The sequence below is a fragment of the Chitinophaga caeni genome (genome assembly GCF_002557795.1).
Classification (GTDB): Bacteria; Bacteroidota; Bacteroidia; order Chitinophagales; family Chitinophagaceae; genus Chitinophaga; species Chitinophaga caeni.
Genome location: NZ_CP023777.1, coordinates 2,362,826 through 2,384,892 on the forward strand (window position 1 = coordinate 2,362,826; position 22,067 = coordinate 2,384,892).

General features: G+C 43.6%; 20 protein-coding genes and 1 other RNA gene. 8 read left to right on the forward strand and 13 right to left on the reverse strand.

Features of this window, described 5'->3' with window-relative positions; all coding sequences use genetic code 11:
* Positions 1–7 precede the first annotated feature (7 nt).
* The gene (locus COR50_RS10025) at positions 8–412 is read right to left on the reverse strand and encodes a hypothetical protein (protein WP_098193862.1); all 405 of its coding nucleotides are present in this window, start codon (positions 410–412) and stop codon (positions 8–10) included.
* Between the two features lie 156 nt (positions 413–568).
* On the opposite strand from COR50_RS10025, the gene COR50_RS10030 reads away from it, so the two are divergent.
* From COR50_RS10030 to truB, 4 genes are all read left to right on the forward strand, one after another.
* Positions 569–1,999 carry a tetratricopeptide repeat protein gene (locus COR50_RS10030; RefSeq protein WP_098196173.1) on the forward strand — a complete coding sequence of 477 codons (1,431 nt, stop codon included), beginning with the start codon at positions 569–571 and terminating at the stop codon, positions 1,997–1,999.
* A gap of 183 nt (positions 2,000–2,182) precedes the next feature.
* Entirely contained in the window at positions 2,183–2,947 is a 765-nt protein-coding gene (locus COR50_RS10035) for a phosphosulfolactate synthase (RefSeq protein WP_098193863.1), read from the forward strand.
* Between the two features lie 93 nt (positions 2,948–3,040).
* The gene (locus COR50_RS10040) at positions 3,041–3,775 is read left to right on the forward strand and encodes a shikimate dehydrogenase family protein (protein ID WP_098196174.1); all 735 of its coding nucleotides are present in this window, start codon (positions 3,041–3,043) and stop codon (positions 3,773–3,775) included.
* Positions 3,776–3,823: 48 nt separating this feature from the next.
* Positions 3,824–4,510 (forward strand): tRNA pseudouridine(55) synthase TruB, encoded by a 687-nt coding sequence (gene truB / locus COR50_RS10045; protein ID WP_098193864.1) that lies wholly within the window; start codon positions 3,824–3,826, stop codon positions 4,508–4,510.
* Here the strand turns inward: truB and tamL are convergent.
* The gene (gene tamL, locus COR50_RS10050) at positions 4,507–6,945 is read right to left on the reverse strand and encodes a translocation and assembly module lipoprotein TamL (RefSeq protein ID WP_098193865.1); all 2,439 of its coding nucleotides are present in this window, start codon (positions 6,943–6,945) and stop codon (positions 4,507–4,509) included. The two genes, truB and tamL, sit on opposite strands and share 4 nt — an antisense overlap.
* 95 nt (positions 6,946–7,040) lie before the next feature.
* On the opposite strand from tamL, the gene COR50_RS10055 reads away from it, so the two are divergent.
* Positions 7,041–7,790 (forward strand): RNA methyltransferase, encoded by a 750-nt coding sequence (locus COR50_RS10055; protein WP_098193866.1) that lies wholly within the window; start codon positions 7,041–7,043, stop codon positions 7,788–7,790.
* A gap of 331 nt (positions 7,791–8,121) precedes the next feature.
* Here COR50_RS10055 and COR50_RS10060 read toward each other — a convergent pair whose 3' ends face one another.
* A complete protein-coding gene (locus COR50_RS10060) occupies positions 8,122–9,354 on the reverse strand; it encodes an ABC transporter permease (RefSeq protein ID WP_098193867.1) in 1,233 nt (410 codons plus the stop codon).
* 161 nt (positions 9,355–9,515) lie between these two features.
* Here COR50_RS10060 and COR50_RS10065 point away from each other — a divergent pair, with 161 nt between their 5' ends.
* Complete coding sequence (locus COR50_RS10065) at positions 9,516–10,802, forward strand: type IX secretion system plug protein (RefSeq protein WP_098193868.1); 1,287 nt, start codon at positions 9,516–9,518, stop codon at positions 10,800–10,802.
* Between the two features lie 81 nt (positions 10,803–10,883).
* On the opposite strand, the gene COR50_RS10070 is transcribed toward COR50_RS10065, so the two are convergent.
* The 10 genes from COR50_RS10070 to COR50_RS10115 all read right to left on the reverse strand — a co-directional run bounded on the left by COR50_RS10070 (position 10,884) and on the right by COR50_RS10115 (position 20,393).
* The gene (locus COR50_RS10070) at positions 10,884–12,215 is read right to left on the reverse strand and encodes an NAD(P)/FAD-dependent oxidoreductase (RefSeq protein ID WP_098193869.1); all 1,332 of its coding nucleotides are present in this window, start codon (positions 12,213–12,215) and stop codon (positions 10,884–10,886) included.
* Positions 12,216–12,440: 225 nt separating this feature from the next.
* The gene (locus COR50_RS10075) at positions 12,441–13,148 is read right to left on the reverse strand and encodes an MIP/aquaporin family protein (RefSeq protein ID WP_098193870.1); all 708 of its coding nucleotides are present in this window, start codon (positions 13,146–13,148) and stop codon (positions 12,441–12,443) included.
* A gap of 32 nt (positions 13,149–13,180) precedes the next feature.
* Complete coding sequence (gene glpK / locus COR50_RS10080; RefSeq protein WP_098193871.1) at positions 13,181–14,686, reverse strand: glycerol kinase GlpK; 1,506 nt, start codon at positions 14,684–14,686, stop codon at positions 13,181–13,183.
* A 217-nt stretch (positions 14,687–14,903) separates the two neighbouring features.
* Positions 14,904–15,554, reverse strand: a complete 651-nt coding sequence (fsa, locus tag COR50_RS10085; RefSeq protein ID WP_098193872.1) for a fructose-6-phosphate aldolase — start codon at positions 15,552–15,554, stop codon at positions 14,904–14,906.
* A 220-nt stretch (positions 15,555–15,774) separates the two neighbouring features.
* Positions 15,775–15,874: signal recognition particle sRNA small type (ffs, locus tag COR50_RS10090), an RNA gene on the reverse strand.
* 177 nt (positions 15,875–16,051) lie between these two features.
* A complete protein-coding gene (locus tag COR50_RS10095; protein WP_157760731.1) occupies positions 16,052–16,702 on the reverse strand; it encodes a hypothetical protein in 651 nt (216 codons plus the stop codon).
* Between the two features lie 34 nt (positions 16,703–16,736).
* Positions 16,737–17,537, reverse strand: a complete 801-nt coding sequence (locus tag COR50_RS10100) for a glycoside hydrolase family 16 protein (RefSeq protein ID WP_098193874.1) — start codon at positions 17,535–17,537, stop codon at positions 16,737–16,739.
* Positions 17,538–17,543: 6 nt separating this feature from the next.
* Positions 17,544–18,677, reverse strand: coding sequence for an MFS transporter (locus tag COR50_RS10105; protein WP_098193875.1), 1,134 nt, complete (start codon positions 18,675–18,677; stop codon positions 17,544–17,546).
* Positions 18,678–18,722: 45 nt separating this feature from the next.
* A complete protein-coding gene (locus COR50_RS10110; protein ID WP_232516344.1) occupies positions 18,723–19,724 on the reverse strand; it encodes an NAD(P)H-dependent flavin oxidoreductase in 1,002 nt (333 codons plus the stop codon).
* 51 nt (positions 19,725–19,775) lie between these two features.
* Positions 19,776–20,393 (reverse strand): riboflavin synthase, encoded by a 618-nt coding sequence (locus COR50_RS10115; protein ID WP_098193876.1) that lies wholly within the window; start codon positions 20,391–20,393, stop codon positions 19,776–19,778.
* A 159-nt stretch (positions 20,394–20,552) separates the two neighbouring features.
* Here COR50_RS10115 and rpsU point away from each other — a divergent pair, with 159 nt between their 5' ends.
* Both rpsU and COR50_RS10125 read left to right on the forward strand, forming a co-directional pair.
* Entirely contained in the window at positions 20,553–20,750 is a 198-nt protein-coding gene (gene rpsU / locus COR50_RS10120) for a 30S ribosomal protein S21 (RefSeq protein ID WP_098193877.1), read from the forward strand.
* A gap of 77 nt (positions 20,751–20,827) precedes the next feature.
* On the forward strand, positions 20,828–21,778 hold the full coding sequence (locus COR50_RS10125) for a tyrosine-type recombinase/integrase (protein WP_232516345.1): 951 nt from the start codon (positions 20,828–20,830) through the stop codon (positions 21,776–21,778).
* Positions 21,779–22,067 lie beyond the last annotated feature (289 nt).

Here is a 22,067-nt window from a genome sequence, read left to right on the forward strand (position 1 = left end):
AATATCTTTATTTCCTTTTCAGCGAAAGCGGCAAAACAACTTGAACTTTGTGATATCTCTGCATATCTAACTGGTTGTGTAATTGAACCTTGTTAGGTAATACGAAGATAGCATTCGTGCTTTTTGACGCTGCCGGAGCGGAAGACGTATTTAAGAAATGTACACTCGGTTTGTAAGAGGATAACTTAAACTCGGAATTCAGCATCCCGCTGTAAGTAAAGCCGGCATCCATGCTCAGCTTGGTTTTAGGGGCATAAAGACGTTCGTCCGCTTTTTTCGCGATCTTGTCTTTGTCGTTGTCGCTAGGCAAATCATTGTCGTTTGCCCGAGCTTGAAAAGCAGTAAACAGCAAGCCTCCCATCAACAGGAAAGACAAGGATAAAGATTTGGTTTTATGTAATATGCTTTTCATTATGGCACAAATATACGAAAAATTTACTATCATAACAGATTCTTAACGCTAAATAACATTTTTTCTTAAAAAAAAGTTAAAAGTGGTATTCCCGGTGGAAAAACGGTGGAAAATGCAGGTTTGTTGGTAGTCGTATTTAACCTATATTTACAATTAATGAATCACGATTTCCCATCATTTAACGAGCATAACGAGGATTTTGAAGATTTGAGGGACTTGCTTCAACAATTTGAAAATCTAAGGGAGGGGCGTTCTCATTCCTTCCTGGACGAGGATTCTTTCGAACTTATCATCGATTATTACGACGAGCACGACGAATTAAATAATGCCATGCAGGCAGCGGAATTGGCCATCGAGCAGTTCCCATTCTCTTCTCAATTACTCTTGAAAAAATCTAGCCTTCTTTTAGACGCCAAGAAATACAAGGAAGCATTGGCCTTACTCGATAAGGCAGCAGTTTTAGATAGTAACGACATTAACTTATATATTCTTAAAACTGATGCGTACCTGGCTTTAAATCAACACAAAAAAGCTGCCCAACTTTTAGAAGCGCACCTGGATCAATTCTCCGGTGAAGATCGGACCGACCTGCTGTTGGAACTGGCAGATGTGTACGACGATTGGGAAGAATTTGAAAAGGTATTCGATTGCCTGAAAATGGTTTTAGAGCATGATCCTAATAATGAAGAAGCGCTACATAAAATCGGCTTCTGGACCGAGTTTACCGGTAGGAACGAGGAAAGTATCCGCCTTCATAACCAGATCATCGATGATTACCCTTACAACCATCTCGCCTGGTTTAACCTGGGCACGGCTTACCAAGGACTTAAACTTTACGAAAAAGCAATAGATGCTTATCAATACGCGATCGTAATCGATGAAAAATTTGATTATGCCTACCGTAACATCGGCGATGCCTATATCCGCCTGCGTAAGTACAACGAGGCCATAGAAGTATTGCAAAAGCACCTGGAAATTGCGAAGCCCGAAGATGTGATCTACGAAGCTATCGGTTATTGCTTTGAAAAAATGCGCCGGTACACCCAGGCCCGCTACTATTACAGGAAAGCGGTGCATTTGAATCCAACCGATGATAAGCTGTACTACAAGATTGCAGTCGCTTACATGTTGGAGCAGAACTGGGAAAATGCAGTTAAATCTCTACAAAGCGCGATGAAATTAAATAAGCAGAGCGCGGAATACAATATGTCGATGGGAGGCTGCTTGCTGGAATTGCAAAGAAATAAAGAGGCCCTGGGCTTCCTCGTGAATGCAATAAGGATTCGCCCGGGTAGCATAAATGCCCGCCTGTCTTTAATCCGTGGGCTGTATGTAAGCGATTACTTCGATGACGCACTAGAACAATTGGAACTGGCAGAGGGTAAAATTGGCAAAAAACCTGTTTTCGTATATTACAGGGCTGCTATTTATATTGCTACCGGTAGGACCAAGGAAGGATTATTACACTTGGAAACCGCCTTGCAGATGGCACCGAAAGTATTGAAGAAATTGTTGGAACTTGACCCGGCGATTTTACAACATACCGGGGTCGTTGAACTGGTTGCCCAGTACAAGAAAAAAAGGTAGCAATAATATTTCTCCCTTTCAATTCATGATACTTCTTATTTTTGCGGCGATTTTCTATCTTACCAACTTGGAGCTGTCCCCGTGTATTATAGAGGATGATTTTTTGATACGGTAACTGCTATGAACTAGCATCGGTAAATGAATTGGCCTTTATGGCTTATTAGAAGAAAAACATGTTTCAAAATGAATTTTAACCTTTCGCAAATCCCGCAACGTACCGCGAAACCACGTCAATCAGGCCTTACCATGGTTATGGATAAAGGTTTGAGCGTTGAAGAGGCAAAGAACTTTTTATCCATTGCAGAACCGCATGTGGATATCGTGAAGTTGGGTTTCGGTACCTCCTTCGTGACACCTAACCTTAGAGAGAAAATCGAGCTATACCAAGCTGCTAATATCCCTATTTACTTCGGTGGTACCTTATTTGAAGCTTTCTTGATCAGGAATCAATTTGAAGATTATATCAAGGTGATTCAAGATTATGGCATTAGCTATATGGAAGTAAGTGATGGCTCTATTACCATTCCCCATGCTGAAAAATGCGGTTATATCGAGAAATTAGCGAATTATGGGACCGTGTTGAGTGAAGTGGGTTCCAAGGATGCAGAACACATCATCCCGCCGTATAAATGGATCGAATTGATGAGCGCCGAATTAAGCGCAGGCGCCAGCTACGTGATCGCAGAGGCAAGGGAAAGTGGTAATGTAGGTATTTACCGCGGTAGCGGGGAAGTGAGGGAAGGTTTAGTGCAAGAGATATTAACCCAGATACCTTCTGAAAAAATTATTTGGGAAGCGCCCCAAAAAGCGCAGCAATTGTATTTCCTGGAACTGATCGGTTGCAACGTGAACCTCGGTAATCTTGCCCCCCACGAGGTAATAGCCCTGGAAGCTATGCGTATCGGTTTGAGGGGAGATACATTCCACCTTTTTCTTGATAAAGAGTAATTAACTTATAATTTCCTCCTGCCGGCACGGGTTTTTAACTCGTGCCGCCCTAGGAAATCGCTCCTTGTTTTGGTTATCGTTAATTTCCAATTGATGAATATCTACGGTTTGATAGGTTATCCTTTAAGTCATTCTTTTTCTAAAGGTTTTTTCACTGAAAAGTTTTCGAGGGAACATATACAGGATTGCATTTACGAAAATTACGCGATTCCTTCCATCGAAGATTTCCCGGCTTTATTGGAAGCGCATCCCGGTATCAAGGGCTTGAATGTTACGATACCTTACAAGGAACAAGTAATTCGTTATTTGAAAAGCCTTTCCCCTGCCGCTCAACGGATCGGGGCCGTAAATTGTATCAAGGTATTACCCGGCGGGGTATTGGAAGGCTATAATACCGATGTAATCGGCTTTGGAAACTCTTTATTACCCCTGTTAAAACCCCATCATAAAAAGGCATTAATCTTTGGAACAGGCGGGGCCGCGAAAGCTGTTCAATACGTCCTGGAACAACAAGACATACCATATAAATCGGTGAGCCGCAAAGCTGCCGGGGAGCATATTACTTATGCTGATATCAGCCCTTCACTATTAGCCACGCATACTTTGTTGATCAATACAACCCCGCTCGGCATGTACCCTAACTTGGACGCAGCGCCGGAGATTCCTTACCAATACCTTGATTCTAACCATTTACTGTACGACCTGGTTTACAACCCGGCCGAAACGAAGTTCTTAAAATTGGGTGCAGCACGAGGCGCACAGATCAAGAACGGTCATGAAATGCTGATCTTGCAAGCGGAGGCCTCATGGGAGATTTGGAATAGTTGAACTGCTACTACCACGGGAAATTAATCCTCGGCGTATTATCTTTGCAGGATGGAACAAACTGGGAATAAATATCAAGAAGGAACCGTGATCTTGGTTGATAAGCCGCTGAATTGGACTTCCTTCGATGTGGTACGCAAAATCCGGAACTTGACTAAAGCGAAGATCGGCCATGCCGGAACTTTAGATCCCCTAGCTACCGGCCTGCTGATTTGCTGTACAGGGAAAATGACTAAAAAGATCAATGAATATCAAGCCAAGGAAAAGGAATATACCGGGACGATTACGCTGGGAGCTGTTACTCCTACGTACGACTTGGAATCCGGGCCTACGGATCATAAGCCTGTTCCTAGCTTGGACCTGGCTGCCTTGCAAGCCGCTGCAAATACTTTTTTAGGTGAACAAATGCAATTGCCCCCGATCCATTCCGCTATCAAGCAAAATGGGAAGCCCATTTACCATCTCGCCAGGAAAGGTGTTGAAGTAAAAGTTGAGCCCCGTAAAATTTTCATTGAAGCTTTCGAAGTAACAGCAGTGAATTTACCGGTGGTAAGCTTTCGCGTAGTTTGTAGTACGGGTACATATATCCGTTCGCTGGCCAATGATTTCGGCGCCAAAATTGGTTGCGGTGGCTACCTGAGTAAACTTTGCCGCACGAAAATAGGTGAATTTACCTTGGAAGAAGCTGTAAATATGGATGAGTTCATTACCCAATTCAAAGGAGAAAAGGAAGCTTAGAAAGGATAGCCTATGGCGATGTTCCAAATAATATTGTTGCGTCGCCACGTGGCGCTTCCAAGATCCCAATCCTTGAAATACCAGCCGTTAGGGTTGTTGGTTGAATAAGGTTTCTTAAGCGGTATACCCCAATCGATGCGGAATACCAGGAACGAAAAATCCAGTCTCAAGCCTGCACCAGAGCCAACGGCCAAGTCTTTATAAAAATTCTTAAACTGAAAATCTGCACCGGCACGGGTCGTATCCCTTTTCAACATCCAGATGTTTCCAATATCCAGGAAAGTGGCGCCTTTCAGCAAAATACTCCCCCCGAACATGCGGAGTAAGTTGAACCGGTATTCTATATTCCCCTCTAATTTCATATCGCCCGTTTGATCGGGGAACTGTTGCGCAATACTCGATGTATCTAGGTAAGAACCCGGCCCTAGCGTACGCAATCTGAATGCGCGGATACTATTCGGACCACCGGCGGTAAACTGCCTGATATAAGGTAACACATCCGAGCGTCCATATGGGATACCTAAACCGGCATATACACGGGTAGCAATGCTCGATCTAAAATAATTCCAATAATGCCGGTACTCCGTTTCCAGGCGGACGAATTGCGAGATCGATACACCTGTACCCGATTCCAAGCTTGTTTTATGATTCGTTAATGAATATACTGCGTTATCGATCCCCTTCAACCACAAACCGGCCTCTTCCAGGCTTACCCTTACATACGAGTTTTGTTTCTGGTGGAAAATATCATTATTGCTATAAACAAATGTGGCGTTTTCTCCTCCGATGAACGCGGGTTCGAAGCTCCTTTTCAAGTAAGGACTTTGATCTACCACATCTGTTTTAAATTGGGGATTTAACTTTACGCCTACATAAGTTAAGTTAAAAGGGGTAAGTTGCCAACGTTTATAAATCGATTCACTCCATTCATAACCGAAGGAGCCGGAAACGTTGGTTATATCAAACTTATTAATACGCGACAAGTAATTTACACCCGCGGCTATCCTCGTTTTCACGGTAGCCCTGTTGCTTTGTCTCACTTTGAAGAACGGCGTAACGAAACGGGGTAATGTTACATCCACATTGATACCGTACTGGATAGACTGTAACTCGAAACGCCCGACATCGCGGATGACTTCAACGCCGCTCATGGCGCTTACTTTTAATTCGTTTGCAGCGCGGTTTAAGTTTAACCAGCGATGGCTCGCGTTAATACCGCTACCGATAAAATAATCGGAACTCGTTGTTACCTCGAAGTTCAAACTCAGTTCCCTTTTCTTGCGGGGCGTGAGGTAGATATATGCATCGAGCGAATACGGTTTGCTGGTACTTTCAATGTATTGCAAGTTCACGAACTGCCAAACGTTTAAATCATATAACTTGTTGATAGTGGTTGTATAGTTTTGAGTAGAATATTTATCGCCCGGGCGAACCAAGATTGACCTTGCCAATACCCTGGGCCTGATTATATCCTTGTTGTATCGTAATGTAAAGAACTTCCTATCATCTTCTTTCAACGTGCTATCAGTCGGGTTGCCGACCAAGCTGAAATCGGGGTACACATAAACATTATTGATATGAAATAACTTTTCCCCTTCGTTTACCGTATCTCCCGGTACCGGTTCAATATGAACTTCCACATCCATAGTTGGTTTTTCCAGCCGTTTGTTAGAGTCGAAGATTTCAAAAAGCCCTTCAAAGGGATTAATGGAGTTTCTTAGAACGGACTTATTCACCGTATCGAGCTCGAAGGAAATATAATCCCTGTTGAATTTATAATAGCCCGAATCCCGGATCACCCGCATTAGGCGGTCACGTTCGCTGCTGAGGGTAACACCTTTATAGGGAGCTTTATTTTTTATGAGCGATAGCGGTTTGTTTATTTCAACGATCCTCGCAATGGCGCTATCATGAATAGCATAAGTGATAGTATCCATGATAAAGCTTTTGCCGGTATTGACATTATAGTCGACGATAGTTTTCTTGTTCTTTGTTTTTGACTCGAAATCGACTTCGGCGTAAAAAAAACCTTGGTTCTCCAGGTAACTTTTCATGCGGGAAACGGATTCCAATATCTTGGTAGAATCATAGATCACCGGTTCGGCCATGTTGGATTCTCTCAGGAGAATACCCCAGAACCAGTTTGATTTTTTCTCATTGTATTTTTGATTATATAACCATGTTTTGAACCTCGTACCCAAGGTTTTGCGCTGGGGCTGCTGTACCGCCAAGGATTTGGAAGAAAGGGCGTTGCGCAGATCCTGTTTCTCCGCATTGGTCAGTTCCCCGGATATGTTAATGTCATTACCGATATATAAAGTTTGGCTTTCTTCCAGGTACTTGGTATTGGAGCAACCGAAAAAGAAGCAACTTGCCACGATAGCTAAGAAACAGTATGTTTTGGGTAAGTATGCTAATTTCGATTTTTGCTTCACTTGAGTACTTTATTACCTGGAAATTACGATCTATTTTTCAGATACCTAGATGGGGGTTATTTGCCAAATGAATTAATTCATGTAGGTTTGACCCCATGTTATCAAAGGCGCAAATTAAATATATTCAATCATTACAGCATAAAAAATACCGTCAAAAATTTAGCCAGTTCATAGCAGAGGGTGACAAAATTGTCCAAGAGCTGCTCCGGTTCAGGTTAGATAGCGTGGTTGCGGTATATGCGACCGGGATTTGGTTGGAACAACATAAACCGCTCCTGCCGGGCGATAACGCCCAATTGGAACTCGTGACAGTAGAAGAAGGCATATTGAAACAAATATCCTCCTTATCTACTCCGAACCATGCGATCGCCTTAGTAAAAATGTTTCCAGCGCCGGGGAAGATTGAATTGAAAGGAAAAGTTACTATAGCCTTGGAAAACTTGCAAGATCCGGGTAACATGGGAACGATCATTAGGATTGCCGACTGGTTCGGTGTATCTCAAGTTATTTGTTCCAAGGATACAGTGGATCCTTATAATGCAAAATCTATCCAGGCCACGATGGGTAGCTTTGCCCGCATCCCCGTATATGAAACCGATCTGCAATCTTTATTCGAAGCCCAAAAGGACGTACCGGTATATGCCGCTACTTTACATGGAAAAGATATTACGACATTCCCACCTATCAAGGAAGGGGTTATTTTAATTGGAAACGAATCCAGGGGCTTAAGTGAAGCCATTGTTAAAGCCAGCAGCCACGAAATTACGATACCGCGCATCGGCCATGCCGAATCCTTAAATGCGGCTATTGCCACCGGGATTATTTGCGGACGGTTATTATTATAATTTAAGTTCACTTTGGCGTTGCTGGCTTTCGAAGATTGATTTTTCGTGCTTGTTATTTTGAATTTTATTAATAAAATAATCTGAAATCCTGGCTAGTTCGAGCTTCCAAGTGGCCCGGATTCCTACCTGGAAGAACGTTCAGTTCCATTGAATATCTTGTTCGGCGGGATTAGGAACCCAACAATTGGCTGTTTATAGTGCAATGAGCAGGTGCGGTTGCGAATTCAATAAAATTTTAAGTGTCCTTAATTGTGCGTGGTCCATAGCTTGGAAGCTCGAACCAGCAGGCATCTCTGTGATTGCTAGGTCTAAAGCTTAAATAATAATGATATTATTTGAACTGAATTGCCTTTACAGGAACTATTCTCCTGATGATTGCAGCGGGTATCAATATTACGAATACACAAACGAGCAGGGTGCCGATATTGATGGCAATCACTTTCCACCATTGAATTGCAATCGGGACAACATTCATATAATAAGTTTCCTCGGGGAGTTTGAAGAAGCCGGTGGTTGATTGAAAGTAGCAAAAGCCGAGCCCAAGCAAGTTGCCGGCAAGGATACCTATGATAACAATGTAAGCTGCTTGGTAAATAAATATTCTTTGTATTTCACGGTTGTGCATACCGATTGCCTTCAGAATACCAACCATATTCGTCCGTTCCAAAATCAATATCAGGATGGCTGTTATCATATTAATAATGGCTACTATAATCATGATAATGATGATAATGATCTCGTTTTTTTGTTGTAACTGTAGCCAATCGAAAATGTTGGGATAAATCTGTTCCATCGTTCTCACGGCGAGTTCCATCGGCAAAAAGTCGAGCATGTCGTAGGCGATCGGCTCCGTTTTTTGATAATCATTTACAAATACCTCGTATCCGCCGATTTGATTCGGTTCCCAATCGTTTAACTTTCTCACCAGCGAGAGGTCGCCCACCAGGTAGGTGTTATCATATTCATCGATCCCTGTTTTGTAGATCCCGGCAATTTTCAGCTTCCTGGCTCTCGGAGCCATACCCGCGCCCTGGATGAAATACACGATCATTGGGTCGCCTAATTTCAATTCCAGGCGGTTAGCCATGGCCGCAGAAATCAGCACATCATTGGAATAAGTACTATCATTAAACGTAATAAATTTTCCCTGGGTAATGAATCGCTGCCAATTTTCCAGGTGGTAATCTTTATCAACCCCTTTAAAAATTAAGCCTTCTGTTTCGGAATTTGTTTTCACGATAACAGACTTATTCACGAAAGCATTGATCGACTTTACCCCGGGCATGGATAAGATTGAATCTTCAATTTGGGGATTCTTATCGAAAGGCATCTGTTCGCTTAAGGGACCTGAATTTGGAGAGTACTTGGTAATATGAATATGTCCCCAAAAGCTGAAGATTTTTTCCTGCACCGTTCTTTGGAAACCATGGATCATGGAAGTGGCAACGATCATCACGGCCACGCTGATCGTGGTAGCGATAATTGCAATCCGGATGATGAATTTTGAAAATGAAGAAGCTTTATTAAATGCGATTCTTTTTCCTATAAAGTACGATGCCTGCATGGATCTTGATTTACCCAGCTTCAAACCTAATTAAAATTTATTAATTGATTATGATTTATGTACATACCTTGAAATTAACCCGGGGCATTTCTTGGCTGAAAGGTAGTTAGGGGGCTATTTCCTCAAATAATTGTAACTTGACCTTTATATTCTATGATGTTATGAAGAAGATTTCAGCGTTATTCAATTGTTTTTGGCTTTGTTTGTTGATCAGTGTTCAAGTGCTGGGACAGGGAGGTGTTTCACCGGATCATGTTTATTTACCGAACATAAAGAGCGTAAAGTTTAACCAGGCGGGCGATTTTTTAACCGTCCCGGTGATGGGATTATCAAATCCTTCCGGCTTGGAATTGAACTTCGATGACCTGGATAACGATGTAAAGAGTTACTTCTACACCTTGGTACTTTGCAACCAGGATTGGACACCGGCTCAAATCAGCCCGATTGAATATTTGAAGGGTTTTTCAGAAGTGCCGATCAGGGATTATAAATTTTCCAGCATCGCCTTTCAACGTTATACGCATTATGCCGTAAGCATACCGAACCGGAACTGCATGCCGAAACGATCAGGGAATTACCTGTTAAAAGTTTACCTGGATAGCGATACATCGAAACTCGCATTTACGCGCAGGCTTTTCGTGCTTGATAATAAGGCAACTATCAGCGGCTATATCTCGCAGCCGGTAAATCCCAAATTCTTCAATACCCACCAGAAAGTAAATTTCGCGGTAAATACTCAAACGCTGAATGTCAATAATCCCTTTGAACAGGTTAAAGTCGTGATCCTTCAAAATAACCGTTGGGATAATGCTATCAAGAATATTAAACCGATGTTCCTGAAAGGAACGGTAATAGAATATAATGCTGAAAACGATTGCCTGTTTCCCGGAACGAAGGAATGGCGCTGGGTTGATTTGAGAAGCTTCAGGTTGCAAACCGAAAGGGTGCAGAAATCGGATTACAGGAGAAACGGGACGGATATTTGGGTAGTACCCGACCAGGAGCGTTCAGGTACCCGGTATTTTTACCTGAAAGATATTAACGGTCAATATTTCCCGGGAACCTTGGATAATACAGATCCTAATTATGAAGGGGATTATGCGGCGGTTCATTTTACCTATGCAGCGGAGCAGCCTTATGCCGGGTTTAATATGTATATCTATGGGGAGATGACTAACTACGAATATAACGACCAGTTCAAAATGCGTTATAACACTGCAAAGGGCGTTTATGAAACCACGTTAATCCTGAAGCAAGGCTATTACAATTATATGTATGGCTTGGTAGATCAGTTTAATAATCAAGGATTGCAAATGGATCTTACGGAAGGAGATTCTTGGGAAACGGAAAATAATTACACGATACTGGTTTATTACAGGGCCTTAGGTGGCCGTGCTGATGAATTGGTGGGTAGGTTGGTGCTGAATAGCATTATCGATAGAAGGTAATATCATATTTATAGAATAAAAAAACACATCCCCGGAGTTGCTTGAGAAATCCTAGGGATGTGTTGAAATTTATGGCAATTCTTAGTCAATCGAAGGGTCTACCTGCGTTACCGTTTTTCCAAGTTTGACGATGTTGGCGGCGCCCCGCTTAATAATGATGCGGGTACCCCGGTCGTAAGTGAAATAACGGTACATCCAGTTAATAAATACAACCAACTTGTTCCTGAAACCGATCAACTTCAATAAATGCACCACCATCCAAGCTAGCCAAGCGAGGTAGCCTGTTAATTGGATACCTGAAAACTCGGTTACGGCACGGTTTCTCCCAATGGTGGCCATGCTTCCCAGGTCTTTGTATTTGAAAGGCTTCATGGGTTTATTGCGGAAGAAATTGAGCAAGTTATTTCCAAGGTTTTTCCCTTGTTGCAAAGCCACCTGGGCTACCATGGGATATCCTTTCGGGAACCTCGGATCATTGGTTAATTGCGCGATATCACCGATAGCATAAACATTTTTCAAACCTTGGATAAGTTGAAATTCATCTACTACGATGCGGCCGTTCGGCAATAATGAGTCCCCGGGTAATCCTTTTAACGGGAAGCCCTTTACGCCCGCGGACCAAATCAAGGATTGTGTTTTGATCGTATTACCATCGCTGAGGGTTAAAGTGCTCCCGTCGTAATCTTTCACGGCAACATTCGTCATTACTTTAACGCCCAGTTTTTCAAGATCTTCTTTGGTGCGGTTGGAGAGTTTATCTGAGAAACCGTTTAATAATCTCGGCCCGGCTTCGATTAGGAAAACATTCATCAGGTGGATCGGCAATTCAGGGTAGTCCCTCGGCAAGATATATTTCTTCAATTCAGCGAAGGCTCCGGCCAATTCTACTCCCGTTGGGCCACCACCAACCATAACGAAATTTAGCTTGGGACTAATTTCCTCATCTTTTTCCAGCAATAGGCTTTCTTCGAATTGTTTCAATACGTAATTACGGATCTGGATCGCTTCGATCAGGGATTTCATGCCGATGGCATTTTCCGCTACCTGTTTATTCCCAAAGAAATTAGTATTAGATCCAGAAGCAATTACGAGGTAATCATAATGGATGTCCCCGATACCTGTTTCCAGGATATTATTTACCGTATCGACGGCCCGTACTTCGGCCATCCTGAAATGCACGTTCTTATATTTATGGAACATGCCGCGCAAGGGGAAAGCGATACTTTCAGGCTCCAGCCCGGCCGTGGCTACCTGGTATAGCAGGGGTTGAAATAAATGATAATTATTCCTATCTAATAAGATCACCTGTACCGGCGCCTTCCTGAGAGCTTTGACGATTGATATTCCTGCAAAACCACCTCCCACGACAACGATGCGGGGAAGGGTAGTGTCCGGAATGTTGGGTTGTATCATTACGCTAAGTTTTTAATCCTCTTATGAAATAACAGTGATTTAGGCGTTCGAACATCCATGATACCTGCTCTATATACCGCGACAAATGTTATGCCACGGCTATTTATTACAAAGTTACAAAACTTTCAGAAAAAAATGAAAGTTTTGAAAATTAAAAAAATGCTGCCAGTTTTAGGGAATAGTTCCCTTAATGACTAACAGCATTTTATGAAAAAGGTTATTGGCTTATTGTAGCGCTATAAATAGTCCTGCCGCGATTAAAGCGCCGATGATCGGCCCTACGATCGGTACCCAGGAGTAGCTCCAGTCACTATCACGTTTGTTTTTTATAGGTAGCAGGAAATGCGCGATCCTGGGGCCTAAATCCCTGGCAGGGTTAATCGCATAGCCCGTGGGGCCACCTAATGAAAGACCGATAGCCAGCACGAGGAAGGCAACCGGGAATGCTTCCAATGCCCCGAGCCCTACACCGGGTTTCACGATATACAGTACACCGAGAATCAAGATAAAAGTCCCGATCACTTCCGTTAATACGTTGAATTTATAATTCCTTATAGCGGGTGCGGTGCAGAAGATACCCAGCTTGGCGTTAGCATCATCGGTTTCATCGAAATGTTGCCTGTAAGCAAGGTAAACGACCACGGCTCCCACGATAGCGCCCAGTACCTGTGCTAAAATATAGATGGGCACCTGCTGCCATTCAAATTGTGTGGTAGCCGCCAGGGCTATCGTTACAGCCGGGTTTAAATGCGCCCCGCTGTATTGACCCGTTACAAATACGCCGACATATACAGCCATGGCCCAACCGAAGGTAATGACGATCCAACCGCTGTTTTGACCTTTTGATTTATTTAATAATACGTTGGCTACTACGCCATCGCCCAAAATAATGAGAATGGCAGTACCGATAAATTCAGATAAGAAAGGAGACATACGTGAAATTTAATTGAGTTGGAATAGGTGTTTTATTTAGAATCGGTTTCCGTCCAAGCTTGGGCTGCGTGTATGGCCCTTTTCCAACCTTTCACGTAAGGTGCCCTTTGCTCATCGGTCATAGCTGGTTCGAACTCCTGGTCAACGAGCCACTGTTTTTTCAAGCTATCTATATCTTTCCAGTATCCAACCGCTAAGCCTGCAAGGTACGCGGCGCCTAATGCGGTTGTTTCAACGATTTTCGGGCGTATCACCTTGGAATTCAACATATCTGCCTGGAATTGCATCAGGTAGTTGTTGGCTGTAGCGCCGCCATCAACGCGGAGTTCTTTTAACTTGATGCCGGCATCAGATTGCATGGCATTCAATACATCCATCGTTTGGTAGGCAATGCTATCGAGCGCGGCTTTCGCAATATGTGCAGCCGATGAACCCCGGGTTAATCCCACGATGGTACCGCGGGCATCCTGGTTCCAATAGGGTGCACCCAATCCGGCGAAAGCCGGCACCAGGTAAACGCCATCCGTATTTTCAACGGTGGCTGCCAATTTTTCAACTTCAGCGGAGTGGCGGATCACGCCGAGCCCATCTCTCAACCACTGCACGATGGCGCCGCCGATAAAGATGCTGCCTTCCAAAGCATACTGTGTTTTACCATTGATCTGCCAAGCGATGGTGCTCAACAGGTTATTTTGTGAATCGGTAATTTTTTCGCCGGTATTTAGCATCATGAAACATCCCGTGCCATAGGTATTTTTTACCATTCCCGGTTCCAGGCACATCTGCCCGAATAAGGCGGCTTGCTGGTCCCCGGCAATTCCTGCTATCGGGATATTATATGGAGTGATGGTTGCCACTGTATGCCCGTATAATTCGCTGGACGATTTCACTCGTGGCAACATTGAAGCCGGGATATCCATCAGCTCTAATAATTCTTCATCCCATTTCAAATCGTGGATATTATACAACATTGTGCGGGAAGCATTACTCACATCGGTGATATGATGCTCACCGCGGGTAAAGTTCCAAACAAGCCAACTGTCGACCGTACCGAAGGCTAATTCATTATTTTCGGCTCTTTGCCTGGCGCCTTCCACGTTGTCGAGTATCCATTTTACCTTGGTCGCGGAAAAATAAGCGTCGAGAATCAGGCCGGTTTTGGCCTTGATCTTTTCACTCCAGCCTTCTTTTTTCAGTTGATTGCAAAATTCTGAAGTCCGCCTATCTTGCCAAACGATCGCGTTGTGTATTGGTTTCCCGGTCTTTTTATCCCAAACGATGGTAGTTTCCCTTTGATTGGTGATACCGATGGCGGCGATTTGGTCGCCTTGAATACCGGCTTTCAATAAGGCTTCGCCGGTAACGCCGGCCTGTGTACTCCATATTTCCACCGGGTCATGTTCTACCCAGCCCGGTTGTGGGAAATATTGCTTAAATTCCTTTTGTGCAACGGCAACAATCTCTCCATCGTGATTGAAAATGATCGCCCTAGAACTCGTGGTGCCCTGGTCGAGCGCCATGATGTATTTATCTTCCATGCTCATAAGATGTTTGGTTCGTTAATCGGATAACGTGGTACATAGTTTTACGAGGTAGTAAGTTACAAAATAAATTAAATTGTTCAGTTTAATTTGCACGAACGTTGAAATAACTGTGCAAAGGGTATTGAGAGGGCTTGAATAAATAAAAGGTCCTGCTACCATGGAGCGGCGGCAGGACATTTATAATATGAATGATATCAACGTAATTTATTAATTACAGTTTTTTAGCGTCTTCCAAGAATTTCGCGAGGCCGATATCGGTGAGGGGGTGTTTCAGCAAGCCCAGGATAGAATCCAAGGGGCAAGTGCAAACATCGGCGCCGGCTTCGGCACATTTCACGATATGTAAAGGTGTGCGGATAGAAGCGGCCAGGATTTCGGTTTCGAAGCCTTGGATAGAGTAGATGTGGGCAATTTGTGAAATTAAGTCGATCCCATCCCAGTTACTATCATCGATGCGACCGATGAAAGGCGATACATATGTTGCTCCTGCTTTAGCAGCCAATATAGCTTGACCGGCGGAGAATACCAAGGTACAGTTTGTACGGATTTGGTTCTTGGTAAACCATTTGATGGCCTTGATACCATCTTTGATCATCGGCACTTTCACCACGATTTTCGGGTGGATCGCGGCTAATTTCTTTCCTTCTTCGATAATTCCTTCAAAATCTGTGGAGATAACTTCTGCGCTTACATCGCCATCCACTAATTCGCAGATAGTTTCATAGTGCTGCGCGATATTTTCTGCACCCTTGATGCCTTCTTTAGCCATTAAAGAAGGGTTGGTGGTTACACCGTCTAAAATACCCAGTTCCTGGGCTTCTTTAATCTGCGCTAAATTGGCCGTGTCAATAAAGAATTTCATGATTTTTCGTATTGTGACTTACAATTTGTAATGTTCCTGTTAAACAAGGGCTTTACCCTGGTGAAAGGCAACAAATTTCAGTCCAAATGTAAGTAAAAAAATATTGGAACTCATGCAAGTTTCCTAGCCTGGATCCTAATTATTTATTTATGATGAATGCCTGGTAATAGTCGGGAGAGATGGCAAATTATAGAGGGACGGTTGGGGTTTATGCCATAAAAAATGGCAAGTTACTTATATCGCACCGCTACAACCACCTACCCTTGCTACATTCCTGTCCTGGGGGAGTTCAGTAGGAGCTGGTCGTATAAGACTTGCCGATGCAAAGGTAATGAATTTCAATTAATAAGCAAATAAATTGGGAGGAAATTTTGGCGTTAAATGAATAGTTCCATTTGCATCATTCTATTACACTTATATATTTTGTTCAATAAAAAAACTGTTTAATGACAGTAAGCAGTTTAAAATAGTAAACAAAATAAAATAGGATGGGGCACTCACCTTCCCCGGAACGGATCTTTCACGGTGGTCGTATCCATGGGGCCCTGCTTAACAGGAATATCACTCAAAATACTCATCTGCGGATCACTTTTCAATGTTGCCCGGACTTTAACAAATTTGACTTCGCTTAACATGGGATCTACTAATAAATCATGACCGATTATTTTTCCGGCGGACTTTTCAAACCTGACCCGGTTCGTGTCTAGCGGGAATATTTTCCCGCTGCTGAAAATTCCTTCCACGTTCAGGTAATACCGGATTCCCAGCTTGAGGCTATCGGTATAATGATTAAAACGGATGCTATCCAAATAAGGTATCGCTAAATCACATGCTAGTACTTTACCCTTGGCATCTTTCGCTTCTATATCGAAATGTACCTGGTGATGATTGGCACGGCTGGCTTCCCGGTTAATAAGGATAACGCCGTTTTTAAACCGGGCTTGCGGAGAGGAAACAGATAAATGTTTCCAGCGGATGGGACCTTTTAATAAACCTTCGGTCTTAACACAGCTGCCATCATCGTAATGGAAAATAAAGCCGATCGATGTTTGGTCATACAGTTCTACCACGGCTTCCTTATCGAGAACGGCTTCGATCGAAAGAACTTTAGCCTGTGCCGCGAGATGATTCGGCCAGCATATTAACATGCCAGCCGATAATAAACATATAATAATTAGTTGCTTATTGATATATCCTAACATAATCTACTTCCATTTGTTGCGGGAACGCCGTGGAGTCCACCCCCATTTTACCGCCCCAGTTACCACCAACTGCTAAGTTCAATATTAAATAAAACTTCACATCGAAAGGCCAGGTATCTTTTCCTTTTCCCTCGTTCTGAAAGGTGAAATAATGATTGTTGTCAACAAACCAATCGATCTGCTGCTGATCCCATTCAATGGTGTAAATATGGAAACCGGATGTTGCGTTCGGCTCCGTGTATTGACCGGACTTCTGGGTATTGATAACATGGTTGTAACTTTTGGTATGCACCGTCCCATGGATGATACCCGGATCGTAGCCAACGTGTTCCATGATATCAATTTCTCCATCATCGGGCCAATGTAACTGCGGTACATCGGGAAGCATCCAAATTGCAGGCCAAGTTCCTTTGGCAGCAGGAAGTTTTGCTTTTACTTCTATTTTGCCATGATCCCATGAGGCGATACCTTTCGTCCATAATTTGGCGGATGTGTAAGTGTTCCCTTCAAAGTTTTCCTTGATGGCCCTGATCACCAGGTGGCCATCTTTCACAAATGCATTTTCTTTTTTATGATCCGTATAATATTGCAACTCGTTGTTGCCGAAGCCGTTCCCGCCAACATCGTACTTCCATTTTGCATCATCCGGCATGCCATCTTTATCAAATTCATCGCTCCAAACTAATTTCTCACCCGGGGACTTCTTGCAGGATGCGAGAAATGAAAAACAAGTAACGGTAAGAATAGCAGCAAGTACATAACGTGGAATAAATAATTTCATCTTGATTTATTTTAGTTTTTTAGCCATTATAATAATTAGGATGCCCATGCAGGCTATGATCCCGAAGGAAATACGTAAACTGGATGCCCCGGCAACAAAACCTATTAATGGAGGGCCCGTTAAGAAACCCATAAATCCCAGTGTTGAAACGGAAGCAATTGCCATGCTGGGTTGCATGCTTGTCGATTTTCCCGCGCGGCTGTACACCATCGGGATGATGTTCGAAACACCCAAGCCTACCAGGAAGAAACCGAGCGCCGCAAATATCACGGTTGGAAACATAACCGATAATACCAAGCCGCCCGCGCTCAAAATACCACTAACTACCAAGAGTTTTACTGCTCCCAACTTTTGCGCGATCCAATCCCCGGCAATCCTACCCGATGTTGTTGCCAAGGTATAAGCCGTAAAGCCGATCGTTACCTTGTTGGGGGAAACTTTCACTTCTTTTGCAAAATACACCCCGCTCCAGTCATACATTGCTCCTTCACAAATCATGCAAGAGAAAGCGATGATGCCTAAAATTAATAAATAATGGTCCGGTTTTACGAAGAAGGGTTGTTTGCTGGTTTTAGATCCGCTTTGATGCAAGGTATGCTTGGCGCTTACAAGGATTACCACGAGCACCAGGGCCGCCACAACCAAGAAATGTTGTAAGGGTGCCAAGTGCAAGTTTACCATCAATGTGCCGATGCTAGCGCCTGCTAAGCCCGCCAAGCTCCATATTGCATGGAAAGAAGACATGATCGTTCTACCGTATAACATTTCCAAGCCGACGGCCTGCGTATTGGTTGAAACATTTCCCATGTTGCCCATGAAGCCAAAGAAAAACAAGCAGGCAACCAATGCCCATACCGATGGCGCCCAACCGATCAGGCATAACAATGCTGCATATAATAAGGCGGCTGTAATCATTACGGGCCTGCTACCGATCTTGGCAATCAACCAGCCCGCTATCGGCAGCGATATTAATGAACCTACGGGGATGGCGAGCAAAACGCTTCCCAATTCAGCTTCCCCCAGTTGCAGGGATTCCTGTATGGCCGGTATCCTGGAAGTCCAGCTAGCGAAACATACACCGTGTAAAAAGAAGAATGCGCTGAGAGCAATGCGTGCGCGACGTTTGTAATCCATGGACATGTCAACAAAATATAAAGGAATTGCCAAAAGTCAAAGCAACATATATTATATATCCCCTGGTATTATTTGCAGGCTTTCATGGTATTCGGAGATCAACCTTTCCACGATCGATTCAACAGGAAGGATGTCATGAACCATTTCCAGGCTTTGCCCGGCTGTCCATAAATGTTGATAAGAACCGGGTTTGATGGCTTGTTCCAGTTTTTTCATCCCCCTCATTTGCACGAGCATTTTGAAATATTTCTTCGTACGGGGACTTCTCGATAGCATTTTCTCAAACCAATTTTGCTTATAACCCATCTTTTGGGCCATCGGTGTATTAATTACGTTGCAGGGCGTACCCGATAGTCTTTCGGTAAGAACGATATCTTCCATGCCGTATTCCACGATGGCTTCCTTGTAAGCATCGCTCACCGTAGCTTCGGCGCTGGCAATAAAGCGGGTGCCGATGGAAACGCCTTCCGCGCCGAGGATCGTTGCGCTGGCCATTTGTTGCCCGGTGGCAATACCTCCGGCCGCAACCACGGTTAAGCCGGGAAAGTTTTTTTTCAAGGCAGGTACCAAGATGTGCATGGGGTAGGGGCCGGCATGTCCGCCCGCGCCTGCACAAACCGCTATAAATCCGTCACAGCCTACCTCGGCAGCCTTTTCAGCATGTTTTAAGTTCGTAACATCGCATAACACCTTGGCGCCGTAGCTATGTGCGGCGCCGATTACTTCCTTGGGATTGCCGAGAGATGTTATATATAATGGTACCCGGGCCGAGGCACAGGCATCCAGGTGTTTTTTATATAAAGGATTCGTTTTCTGAACGATCAGGTTTACCCCGTAAGTGCCATGGTTGTTGTTCAGGCTGGTTTTATAATCGTTTAGCCGGGCCAGCAGGTCCGCCAATTCCCCGGCCTGGCGGAAATTCAAGGAAGGGAAAGTGCCCGCGATGCCGGCCTTCATAGCTGCTTTTACCATGGCTTCATTACTTACTAGAAACATGGGCGCCATGATGATCGGGTGCTGTATTGCGAGTAACCTGGCTAAAGAATGTTGCAAACCGGGAACATTTAAGGGTAAATAATTAAATAGATTAACTCCCCTGAAGGATTATGGTTCAACCAGGTGGTCAGAAAATTGCAGGTGTGCAGCCATCTGCCTGGCTACGTATTTACCCAGGATGTCGAACTCCAAGTTAACCGGGTTGCCGGCTTGCAATTGATGCATATTGGTATGCTCATATGTATAAGGTATAATGGCCACCGTAAACTCGGCATTGGTAATGTCGAACACCGTCAGGCTAATGCCGTTCAGGCAAATGGAGCCTTTCTCTACAATAAGTCCCGCGAATTGGGAAGGGTATTGGATACGGAATAACCAACTACCGTCTTGGGAAGCGACGGACAGGCATTTGCCGACTCCATCCACGTGGCCTTGGACCATGTGACCATCCAGGCGGCTGCTGGGGAGCATGGCCCTTTCCAGGTTAACCAAGTCATTGATGGCCAATGTTTTCAAGTTGGTTTTTTGTAATGTTTCATCAACGGCTACGACTTCGTATCCCTGGTCGTTGAGCGATGATACCGTCAGGCACACACCGTTATGGGCAAGGCTTTGGTCAACTTTCAATTCATTGCTGATGCTAGTTTCCAGCGAAAAAACCAAGTTTGTTCCTTCTTTCCTGATGGCCTTGATGCGGCCCATTGTTTCAATAATTCCTGTAAACATGAGATAACATTTTCCAAGATCGAATTTCGGACATTAGGATGTGAAATAATAATTTAACTTTGCCCGGCAAAAAGGGTTAAAAATAAATCTTCCTGGTTTTGGTATTTATTTGAAATATTAGTACCTTTGCCCTCTCTAAAAAACACGAAAAGGAGTATTATGTTAATTATCGATTCCAAAGATTGCGAAAACATCGACAAAGCGCTTAAAAAATATAAAAAGAAATTCGAAAAAGCACGTATTTTGTTGCAATTGAGAACTCGTCAATCATTTACTAAGCCATCAGTAAAGCGTCGTACGCAGGTATTGAAAGCAGTTTATAAACAACAAGTTGCTTCCGGTAAATTCGATATCTAATTTCGATTTTAATTTTATATTTATACGATACTTGATGATTGTAAGGTTTTTATTAACTTTACAATCATCATTTTTTTGTGGAAACAGCTACCATTTCGCAGTATATCGAACAATTCCTTGCTTACCTCGCCCTGGAGCGCAGGTACTCTGAACATACTGTTACCGCATACAGGAAGGATCTCGTCCAATTTCAAAGCTTTTTATACGTTACCTACGGGGAAGATATGCCCCTCGCCGCCATCGAGCATCCGCATGTTCGGAGCTGGATCGCTTCCGGGTTAAAAGATCAACAGAAAGTTACCGCCCGGACCATCAACCGCAAAATCTCGACACTTAAATCTTTTTTCAAATACGCGATGCGCCAAAGCTGGGTGCAACATTCCCCCTTGGCTAAAATTATTCCGCCGAAAGTCAACAAACGCCTGCCGATGTTTGTAGAAGTAGAGGGGATGGAAAAGATCAAGGATGGAATGGAGCGGGAAGTTGATGGTGAATTGGTCAGGGAGCCGCTATTTCCGGATGATTTTAACGGCATAACACAACAATTGGCGGTGGAAATATTTTACCAAACGGGTATCAGGTTGTCGGAGCTGATCTCGATAAAGGAACGTGATGTAGATGTTGCTAACCGCTATATCAAGGTGTTAGGCAAAGGCCGGAAAGAACGGATTATCCCGGTTCAACCCGAGCTACTTTCGATGATCGACGCCTATCTGAAAAGGAAATATTCCGAGTTGAAAGAGGTTGACGAAGAGATATTGCTCGTGAATGATAAAGGCCGTAAACTTTACCCGAAGTTTATTTACAGGGCAGTGAAAACCGTTTTATCGAAGGTTACCACGATCGAAAGGAAGAGTCCCCATATACTCAGGCATACATTCGCTACACATTTGACCAATAACGGGGCAGATCTCAATGCGATCAAGGAGTTACTAGGACATAGCTCCTTGGCATCCACGCAGGTTTACACCCATACGAAAATGGATCGGCTGAAAGAAGTACATAGCAAGGCGCATCCCAAGGCGTAAGTAATTAGCATAGCGAAAACTCATCTAGGACAACATATTCACCTTCATTAAACAGCTTGCATGGTTTACCGTGAACGCAAATATGAACTGCTTGAAACTCTTTACTGTAAAGGGATTTGAGGAGGGGATGTTACGTGTTTGGCTAATTGACAATAAGCAGGAAAGCAGGTGATCTTAGTCATTTTAACAAAATATTACGGGAATGTTAAGTATTATAATGGAAAGTTTGCTAAATTAGTAAAACAGTTCTTTTACATAAAAAAAGCACTATGATCTGTACTTTACGTAT